This is a genomic window from Luteibacter sp. CQ10, from assembly GCF_040900725.1.
Taxonomy (GTDB): domain Bacteria; phylum Pseudomonadota; class Gammaproteobacteria; order Xanthomonadales; family Rhodanobacteraceae; genus Luteibacter.
In genome coordinates this window covers 1-10511 of the sequence record NZ_JAEUYM010000012.1, presented here as the reverse complement: position 1 = coordinate 10511, position 10511 = coordinate 1, and the positions used below count along the sequence as shown (strand labels likewise).

The window sequence follows — 10511 nt, the reverse complement described above, 5'->3', positions numbered from 1 at the left end:
GCGCTGCGCCTGCGTGCGCAGCTGCGCCGCGCTGCGCGCGGACAGCACCACCAGATGCGCCGGCCGCGTCACCGCCGCCCGCGCGCGCACCGGCGCTTCCTCGATCACCAGGTGCGCGTTGGTGCCGCTCATGCCGAAAGCGCTGACCGCCGCCCGGCGGGGCCGCGAGGCCCCGTCGGCGTCGGTGCGGGCAGGCCAGTCGCGCAGCGACGTGTTGACGAAGAACGGACTGTCGTCCAGGTCGATGCGTGGATTGCAGACGCGGAAGTGCAGCGAGGGCGGCATCTGGCGATGGCGCATCGACAGAAGCACCTTGAACAGCCCGGCGATGCCCGATGCGGCGAGGGCGTGGCCGAGGTTGGTCTTGATCGAGCCGATCGCACAGTATCCGCGCCGCGCCGTGTGCCGTCGGAAGGCGCGCGTCAGCGCACCGACTTCGATCGGATCGCCCAACCTGGTGGCGGTGCCGTGCGCCTCCACCATGTCGATGCCGTCCGGATCGATGCCGAAGGTGTCGTAGACCTGGCTGTGCAGACGCTCCTGCGAACGCGCGCTCGGCGCCGTGATGCCGTTGGTCGCACCGTCCTGGTTGATGCCCGAGCCGCGGATCACGCCGTGGATGACGTCGCCGTCGCGCAGCGCGTCTTCGAGCCGGCGAAGCAGCACGGCGCCGACGCCTTCGCCTGGGACGAAACCGTCGGCGCGGTCATCGAAGGTATAGCAGCGCCCCCCGGCGGAAAGCATGCCGGCCGCACCCGGTCCGCCGTAGGTCGCCGGTGCGCAACCGATCGCCACGCCACCGGCGATGGCCAGGTCCAGCTCACCGTTCCACAGCGCCTGGCAGGCTAGGTGGACGGCCACGAGGGCGCTCGAGCACGCGGTGTCGACCGCGATCGCCGCTCCTTGCAGGTCGAGGTGATAGGCGATGCGCGAGGCGAGGATCGATGAGGCGTTGCCCCACATGGCCTGTGCCGGCGCGCTGGCGTCGAACAGTAGGCCGTAATCGCCCGGCTCGCAGCCGACGTAGACGCCGCACGATTTTTCCTGGATGTCGGCGCCGGCATAGCCGCCGTCCTCCAGCGCCCGCCAGCATTCCTGCAGGAACAGCCGCTGCTTGGGATCCATGTAGCGGGCTTCGACGCCCGAGATGTTGAAGAACAACGCGTCGAACTCGTCGATGCCGTCGAGGAAGCTACCCTGCGCCGACGCCGCGACGAGGGCGTCGCCCCAGCGCGAGGACGTTTCCACCAGGTCGTCGCCGGCGGCGAGGTGACGCCAGAGCGCGTCGAGGTCGTCCGAATGCGCGAACCGTCCCGACATCCCCACGATGGCGATCGGCCCCTTGCGGGCCACGACGGTCACGTCGCCGGACGACGACGCCGCGACCGACCGGCTCGTGCCCACGGGATCCGGCGCGGATGCGACCGACCCCGCGTCGGGAGCGTTCGCGAGGATATGCCCGGTCAACTGGTTCACCGAACTGTGGTCGAAGATGACCGTGGTGTCGAGTCCGAGCGACAACGCCGCATTGATCGCGTCGACGAATTCGACGCCCACGATCGAATCCAGCCCGTAGTCGGCGAAGGCGGCCCCGAGATCGACCTCGTCGGTGTCCAGGCGAAGCACCTTGCAAAGGGCGCCGAGCACCGTGCGCGCGACATGGACGCGACGGACCGCGAGGGCGTCGCCGCCGAGGCGCGCGCCTTCGACGCCGGGCGGCGAGGAGGCGTCGCGACGACGTCCGTCGCGACGTGGCGTGGTGAACACCCGCCCGTCGCTTCGACCGACCACGACGTCGCCGTCGCCGTCGTCCGCGGCGACGAACACATCGAGGAAACCCTCGCCCGCGAGTCGCCGCGACCATGCATCGCCTTCGCGGCGCCCGTGCAGCACAAGCAGGCCGTTGCGGCGAAGCATCGCTTTCCAAGGGCACGGAGCGCCTATCGCTGCCTGCCCGCTATCCGTTGCCAGGTGGACGACCACGAGATCGTAGGGCTCGGCCGGCGCCGCGTCAGCGTGGCCGAACGACACGAAGGGAGCGCGGGCCCTGAAACGCACCGTCTCGGCGGCATCGGCCAGGCGAAAGTCGGCGATATCGGCCGCATGCGCCTGCAGCCGCTCAAGCAACGCGGCGGTCGCCTCACCGTCTCGGGCGCCGATGTCGAGTACCCGGACCGGGTCGCGGACCGCATCCGCCGTGACCTCGCCTCGCTGTTCCACGTAGGCCACGACAATCTCGGCGATCGCCGCGTTGAGCTGCCCGGATACCGCAGACCTCATGTGGTGCTCCCTCGTGTCGCGTCGTCTTGCCCCAGGGTGGCCAGGCGCTCCACCCGCTCCCGCAGACGTGCCATGTCGGGCATGGCCGCTCCGACCTGCACCGTGATCTCGCCCTGCGCACTCACGCCTTCGACGAGCACCGGCTTTTCCGTCTTGACGATACCCATCTGATCGAGCGGGCCGTCGAGCAGGCGATCCAGCGCATCCATTGCCTCGGCGGCGCCGATGAGTCCGATACCCATCTTCGCCATGTGCGCGAAGCCGTCGAGTTCGACGTTTTCCACTCGATCCCAGAATCCCCAATTCATCGTTTTTACCACAGGCACGGACGCGCCGGCCCGTTGCCGAAGCCATCGCGCATACGCGTCGGAGAACGTGCAGGCCGCGGCATAGCCCGCGTGCAGCGGCGTACGGATGAACGCGATCATCGAGGAGAAGAACACGACCTCGCGCAGCGACTCGCCGCCGAACACGTCCATCGCATGGATGGCGACGTCGACCTTCGCGCGAAGCGCCGCCCGTACGTGGCCTTCCTCGGTATCGGCCAGCGCCCGCGGATCCAGCAGGAGGGTCGACAGCACGAGGCCGTCGATGCACGCGTAATCGTCGCGGATCCGCGCACGCGCGCGTTCGAGCGATGCCGGATCCGTTGCATCGGCGGCGACGTAGGCGGGTGCGGGTCCCAGCGTCGCCAGGCGATCGATGTCCGCCTGGATGCGCTCGTCGAGCGGACGGCGCCCGATCCAGACGACCTTCGCCCGCTCGCGACGGATCATGTGTTCGGTCCATGCCTTGCCGATGTGCCCCGCTCCGCCGATCACGACGTAGACGCGTCCTTCCTCGCGCGCAGGGGCCACGTCGTGCCGGGAGCGGATGCGCACCAGGTGCCGGCGGAACCAGACGCCGTCGCGCCACGCCCAGGGATGGGCACGGGCGTCGGCCGGAACGGAAGACCAATCGCGACCCGCCCATGACGCGTCATCCGCGCAATCCAGCAAGCGCAGCGACCAATGCGGAAATTCCTTCGCCATCGAACCGGCCAGGCCGTGCACACCCGCATGCGCCGGTGCGACCGCTTCGCCCTCGTGCACGTGCAACGCCTGGAACGTGACGATCGTCCATGCCAGCGGACGCGTGCCGTGGTCGAGCGCGAGCAACGCCTTGAGCAGCCGGAAGACGTAGAGTACGCCGTCCTCCTGCAGGCCGATCAGCTTCCTGTCGAGCGCGGGCCGCGACGGCGGGGCGATCCAGATGACGTGGTCGAAGTCGTTCACGTCGGCGAGCTTGCGGGCGAGGCTGGCGATATCGTCGCGCGCGTCGACGCCGGCAAAGCGCGCCGACGGGTAATGGCCGCGTATGGCGTCGCCCGTGGCGTCGTCGGCGCCGATGACCAGCGGACGAAGGCTCGGGCAGGTGAACGCGTTGGCCGGATCGTCGACGAGGAGGCCGGCCGCAACCGGCTCCCAGTGCGGCAGCACGTATTGCATGCCGATCGACATCGACGATGCCGGGACGCTGGCCGGAACGAAGTCGGACACCTGTCTGGTTTCGTCCGGCACCACGTCGTCGAGCCAGTAGCGCTGGCGGCTGAACGGATACGCGGGAAGTCGCAGTCTCCGCGGTGTTCGCGCACCGGCAGGCTCGTTCAAGGACACATCGTATCCCTGGCAGTAGAGGTCGCCCATGGTCGCCAGCGACTCGCGATAGGCAGCCCTGTCGGATGCCTGCGAGGCCAGCCTGGCGGCTACGGTCGTTGCGTACGAGCGCAGCGAGGGTCGCTCGACGAAATCGCCGGTCACGCGTCCCCTGGCCACCGCGTGCGAACGCGAACCTGCCTGCGCGGCTTCGATGAGCGACAACGCCTGTGCCGCGTCTTCCGCCACGATAGCGCAGCGATGGGCGAAATGGCGGCGGTGCCGCAGGAGCGTGTGGCTGAGCGCGTCGAGCCGTGCGGCGTCCCATGACGGGTCGCGCAACATTGCCGCGAGATCGCCGAGGCGATGTGACAGCGCAGCGTCCGTTGCGGCGGAAACGGCAAGCAGGAAAGCCGGTGCATGGGCCGAAACGACATCGCCCTCCGCGTCGCCTTCCTGGACCAGCACGTGCGCATTGGTGCCGCTCATCCCGAACGCGCTGACGGCGCCGAGCCTGCGCCGGTCCATGCGTCGTGGCCACGGCGTGTTTTCGCGATTGACCCGAAACGCGCTGCGCGACCAATCGACGTAATCGCTCGGCTCTTCGCAGTGCAGGCTCGCGGGGATCGTTTCGTGGCGCATCGCCAGCACCAGGCTGACCAGGCTGACCAGGCCGGATGCCGCAAAGCTGTGGCCGAGATTGCTCTTGGTCGACGTCAGTGCGCAGTGACCCGGCGGCGTGCGTCCGTCGTTGAACACCTCGTCGAGCGCGGCGACTTCCACCGGATCGCCCAGTCGCGTACCGGTACCGTGGGTCACCACGTAGTCCACGTCCGCCGGAACCGCGTCCGCACGAGCGAGGGTCTGGCGGATGAGCGCCGCCTGCGCGGCACCGTTGGGTGCCGTGATGCCTTGCGTCTTGCCGTCGTAGTTGATGCCGCTGGCGACGATGATCGCGTGCACGACGTCGTCGGCGGCGCGTGCGTCCGACAGCCGCTTGAAGACGAGGGCGACCACCGCTTCCGCTGGCACCATGCCATTGGCGCGTCGATCGAACGCGAAACAGCGGCCGTCCGTCGACAGCATGCCCGCGGCGCTCATCCCGATGTACGGGTGAGGCGTCAGCACGAGGTTCACGGCCGCCGCGACGGCGGCATCGCAGTCGCCTGCGCGCAGGCTCACGCAGGCCTGGTGAGCGGCCACGAGGCCAGAGGCACACGACGCGTTGATGGCCATGGCCGGGCCGTGCAGGTCGAGCGAGTACGAAAGCCGTGACGCCAGGATGCCGTCATGGTTGCCGGTGAGACTGGCCTTGGCACCCGCGAGTAACTGGTAGTCGCCCTGCTCGACGCCCACGAACATGCCGACCCGGTCCCGCGCGAACTGGGCATCGCCGTAGCCGGCGTCTTCCAGCGCATGCCACGCCTCCTGCAGCAGCAGGCGCTGCCTGGGGTCCATGGCCGCGGCGTCACGGGGCGATATCTCGAAGAACAGCGGATCGAACTCGTCGATGCCTGGCATGGCCCCGAGCCACTTGCTCGCCATGGCCGGCACACCTTCGCGCCGTCCTTCGCCGAAGTGCCCGCGCCAGTCGAAACGGTCCAGCGGGATATCCGTGACCACGTCGCGACCTTCCACGAGGATGCGCCAGAGCTCGTCGATGTCGCGCGCCTGTGGAAATCGGCCGCTCATGCCGACGATCGCGATGTGCTCGTCCATCGGGGCGCGTTCCGCCGGAACGGCCGTCGCCGGCGCCGGGGCGGCCGGGATAGGAACTGCAGGCGGTTCAGTCGGCGACGGCAGGTCGCGGTCGCCGTAGACCTCGCGCAGACGTGTTTCGTAGTGCTTCAGCAGATAGGCCGCCACGTGCCGGATGGTCGGCTGGCTGAAAAAGATCGCGGGCGACAGCTCGATGGCGTAGTGGGTCGATACGCGACGGGCCAGCCGCGTCAACGTCATCGAGTCGAAGCCGAACTCCGTGAGGTTGCGATTCGGTTCGATCCGTTCGCGGGCCAGTTCGAGCAGCCCGGCGACGTGGTCGGTCAGTTCCCATGCCACGCATTGTTCGAGGGTAAATCCACGCAACGCGCCGCGTGCCGCGGGCAACGAAGGTTCCACGACGGGTGTCGCGGCGATCCGACCGACCGCCGCCTCCACGCGTGCGCGCAGTCGCGCGTCGTCCCCGTACAGCACCGTGGCGGCGCCCCGCGCCGTCACGAGCCGATCGAAAATCGGCATGCCCTGCACTTCGCCGAGCGCCCGCATGCCAGCGCCTTCCAGGTAGAGGTGCGTGCGTTGCGGATCGTCGTCGCTGCCCATCCCGTCGCCGTCCCAGAAGGGCCAGCCGATCGACGACACACGCCGATGGGACACGCTGCCCAGGTGTTCCGCGTACGCCATCTGGAAACGGTTGGCCACGGCGTAGTCGAAACTGCCGAAGTCGCCAAGCGTAGCCGCCGCCGAGGCGAAGCAGCACAGGAAGGCCGTCTCGTCGCCACTGCGCAGGACCTCGTCGAGCACGAGCGTACCCTGAACTTTCGGCCGCATCACCTCGCGCGCCTGCGCGGCCGACCGGTCGAAGAGCGTGTCGCGCGCTTCGATGCCTGCCGCGTGGATCACGCCGTGCAGGCTGCCGAAGCTCGCACGGATCTGTCGTACGCCCTGTTCCACCTGTGCCGCGTCGGCCACGTCCATGGAGAGGTAGTCCACCCGATGGCCCGCGCGTTCCAGTATCGCGAGCCGCGCCGCGACGCCGGCATCGTGGGGACGCCGACCGGCGAGGACGATCCGCTCCGCGCCACCGCGTGCCAGGTGCGCGGCAAAGCGCATGCCGAGCGCGCCGACCCCACCGGTGATCAGGAACGTTCGCCCCCGCCCCTCGAACGCGCCGGCGGAAGACGGCTCGGCGTCCGCCACGCGGATCACGTAGCGCACGCCGTCGGCATGGCAGGCGTTGCGCACCTCGGTGGCGAAAAGCTCATCGATCGTCGCCGGGAGGGCGGCCCGCCACGCCTGCGCGCCCTCCGCGCCCGCGTCCGAAACCAGCACGGCGCACGCCATGTCGGGCTGGATCACGCGCAGGGTCCGTTCGATGCCGATCCACGATTCGGCGTGGCAACGGCCGATCGCATCGGCGTACGTCGCACACAGGAGCAGCCGTGGGCAGCGCAGGCGGGACGCGTGCAGCGCGCGGAGCAGGTCCAGCGGTCCATGCACGGCGTCGGCGTCGACCGGCTCCAGCGGGTGACCGAGATAGACCAGCGCATCTACCTGACCGGCCAGCGCCGTCCATGCCGCGTTCAAACCGGTAGATAGCTCGTCCGTCGTGACGAAGCGAACGTCGGCCCGTCCTGCCGCGTCGGCGAAGGCGGCCCGCGCGACCTCGCCGAATCCGGCGTCGACGACGCATACGATCCGGCCGAGGTCCGCCCGCGCGATTCCGTCCACCGGTTCGGCGACCCACGTCTCGCGCAGCACCAGCGGGTCGGATGCGACCCCCGGTACCGCCGTGCCGCCCTTCGCCACGTGCTTCAGGCGCTCGAGCGCCACGTCCCTGGACAGTCGCCCCGCCTTGAGTTCACCCAGGATGTATTCGATGGAATCGCTCATTCAGGTCACCTCGTCCTCGACCGCCTGGTCGTCCAGGCCCCTGCCGGACACGTGCCGCACGCGCGCCGCGGCACGTTCGATGTCCAGCGTCCCGCGCATCACCGCGTCGACGATGTCGTCCAGCGGCGCGGTCGCGGCAGGCGTCGGCAGCCAGTAGGACTCGCGGGCGAAGGGATAGGTGGGCAAGGGAATCCGGCGGCATGCGTCCGCCGCGTACAGCCGCGCGTAATCGAGCCGATGGCCCGCCACGTAGAAGGCGGCGAGCGTCGCCAGGCGGTCGAGGTGATCCTCCGCCGTGGGCACCTGCGCGGCACGGTCGATGCACGAGGCGCCTCGTTCGAGCGCGGCCTCGTCGGTTAAGACACGCTCGGCGATGCCCGCGACCAGGCCGTTCGCCGCGCCGTCGGACGCCCACGTCCGCAGTGTCGCGCCGAGCTCGCGCACGCTCGCGACCACGCAGGCGAGACGGTGGCCGAAGTGCTTGCGACCCGTCAGCAGCGTGCAGGCGACATCGGCCAGCTCGACCTCGTGCGTATCCAGGTGGGCGGCCAGTCGAATCGCCTGTTCCTGCAGTTGCGAGGGCGTTCTCGCCGACAGCACCACGAGATGACCGGGACGCGCGATCGGCCGAACCGCCACGGGTGGCGCCTGCTCGATCACGCAGTGCGCGTTGGTGCCGCTGAAGCCGAACGAATTGACCGCGGCGGTGCGTGGCACGCCCGGAGGTGTCTCCCAGTCGCGCAGTCGCGTGTTCACGTAGAACGGCGTGCCGCGCAGTTCGATGTGTTCGTTCAATCGGTCGAAGTGCAGCGTGGGCGGCAGTTTCCGGTGCCGCAAGGCGAGCAGCACCTTGATCACGCTGGCCACGGCCGCCGCCGTGAGGGCATGGCCGATGTTGCTCTTCACCGAGCCCAAGGCGCAGTAAGGCGTGTCGCAGGGTTGGTCCGGATGCGCGGCACGAAAAGCGTGGACAAGCGCCTCGACCTCGATGGGGTCGCCCAGCTTCGTCCCCGTGCCGTGCGTCTCCACGAGGGTGATCGCGCGCGGATCGATGCCGAAACGCTCGTGCACCTCGCGCTCGAGGGCGATCTGCGATTTCACGCTCGGCGCGGTGATGCCGTTAGTCTTGCCATCCTGGTTTACGCCCCATCCGCGGAGCACGCCGAGGATGTTGTCGCGATCGCGCCGTGCGTCGTCCAGCCGCTTGAGCAGGATCACGCCGGCGCCCTCGGCGGGAACGAAGCCGTCGGCGGCCTGGTCGAACGCGGCGCAGCGGCCCGAACGCGAGAGCATGCCCGCATGCGAGGTGGTGAGGTGTATCGCCGGTCCGCACAGGATGCAGACGCCACCGGCGAGGGCGAGATCGGCCTGGCCCAGCAGCAGGCTGTCGCAGGCACTCGCTATGGCGACCAGCGACGACGAGCAGGCGGTATCGATCGCCAGGCACGGTCCCTTCAGGTCGAGGAAATACGAAATGCGCGCGGCAAGGATCGACGAGCTGCCGCCGATCAGTCCCTGCGCCGAGGCGGCGTCGCCGCCCATGCCGTAGTCGCCCGCGCCGCAGCCCGCGAACACGGCGGAGCGGCTGCCGGAAAGCGTCGACGGATCCACCGCGGCGTCCTCGATGCACTCCCAGCAGGCTTGCAGGAACACACGTTGCTGCGGATCCATGATCTTCGCCTCGGCCGGCGCGATGCCGAAGAATTGCGGATCGAATTGCGCCACGTCGTCGATGGACCCCATCGCGCGGCAGTAGGTCGTGCCGACCTCGTCGCCGCCGGGCGCGAAGAAATCGTCGACCCGCCAGCGCTCCGCGGGGACGTCGCCGACGCAGTCCCGGCCCGACGCGATGTTCTCCCAGAACGCCTCTGCGGTGGGCGCGCGAGGGAACCGGCCCGACATGCCGATGATCGCGATGCCCTGGCGCAGCGACGGCGGATCGAAAGCGTTTTCCGCAGATACCGGGGCGGCCGACGCGTCGGCCGATAAGTCCGGGGCCTCGTTCGCGCGGGATACCGGCGCGGGCGGTACCGGATCGGGTTCCGGATCGGGATCGATGGGTGACGGCGGGGACGAACGATCGATGGCGGCGTCCTGCGCCGGCGCGCCATGCTCGCGCAAGGCATCGCGCAGGTAGGCGGTCAATTCGGCGATCGTCGGGTAGTCGTAGAGACGAGTGGCCGGCAGGCTCAAGCCGAAGTGGCGGTTGATCACGTGGGTCCATTCCACGCCGATGATCGAATCCAGGCCCAGTTCGACGAAAATATCGTCGTGCCCGATGTTCGCCTCCTCGATGAACAAGGCCTTCGCCAGCGTCTCGGTCAGCACCGCGGCGATGGCTTCGGGCGACGGCAGGTCGGCCGTGGGGGCGGGTGGGGATGCCGGCGGTGGCGCGACGGTCTTGGCGACGGTCTTGGCGACGGGTGCCGCGACGGTGTCCGTCGGCGCCGGCGCGATGACGACGCTCGCCTTCACCGTGCCGCTCGTGCCACCGGAAAGCGTGCGCAACGCCACGGCGGGTTTTCCCGAGGTCTTGCGCACGGGCGCGAACGCGTCCTTCGGATCGCGATCCGCCGCCGGGACACGGGGTGCGGTCGCCGCGGCATGCATGCCGGTGGGATCCTCAATGGTGCCGAACCAATGCCGCTCGCGGGCGAAGGGATAGGTAGGCAGCGGACGGATGCGCGGCGACGTACCGACGTGCAGTTCGCGCCAATCGACGGCCAGGCCCTTGGTCCACAGGTCCAGCACCTTGGCGTACTTGCCGCGGGCCAGCCACTTGGCCACCGCCTCGCCCAGCTCCTCGTCGGCGCTGAAGATCGCCAGCGCGTCCTTGTGCGCCTTGACCTCGCCGTGGTGCAGCACCTCGCCCTCCGCATCGGGCGCGCCGGCTTCCCCGGCCAGGAAGCGTTGCAGGCTCGCCCGCAGCGCGGCCATCGACGTGGCGGTGAAGCCCAGCCGGTGTTCCATCGCCTCGCGGCCCACCTG

The 10511-nt window shown here is 69.5% G+C and carries 3 protein-coding genes; all 3 read right to left on the bottom strand.

The genetic code is table 11. The annotated features are described in order from the left end of the window. Nucleotides 1–2280, bottom strand: a 2280-nt coding sequence (locus tag JNG39_RS20975; protein ID WP_368313908.1) for a beta-ketoacyl synthase N-terminal-like domain-containing protein, incomplete at its 3' end; no start/stop codon positions are given. Next, nucleotides 2277–7523 carry an SDR family NAD(P)-dependent oxidoreductase gene (locus JNG39_RS20970; protein ID WP_368313907.1) on the bottom strand — a complete coding sequence of 1749 codons (5247 nt, stop codon included), beginning with the start codon at nucleotides 7521–7523 and terminating at the stop codon, nucleotides 2277–2279. The genes JNG39_RS20975 and JNG39_RS20970, both read right to left, overlap by 4 nt. Then, nucleotides 7524–10511: beta-ketoacyl synthase N-terminal-like domain-containing protein (locus JNG39_RS20965; protein ID WP_368313906.1), on the bottom strand; the 2988-nt coding region annotated here is incomplete at its 5' end. It lies immediately after the preceding gene.

What these genes read in the sequence shown, in the direction of transcription:
- JNG39_RS20970 (WP_368313907.1), bottom strand. Translation starts at nt 7,523, where the DNA reads ATGAGCGATTCCATCGAATACATCCTGGGTGAACTCAAGGCGGGGCGA.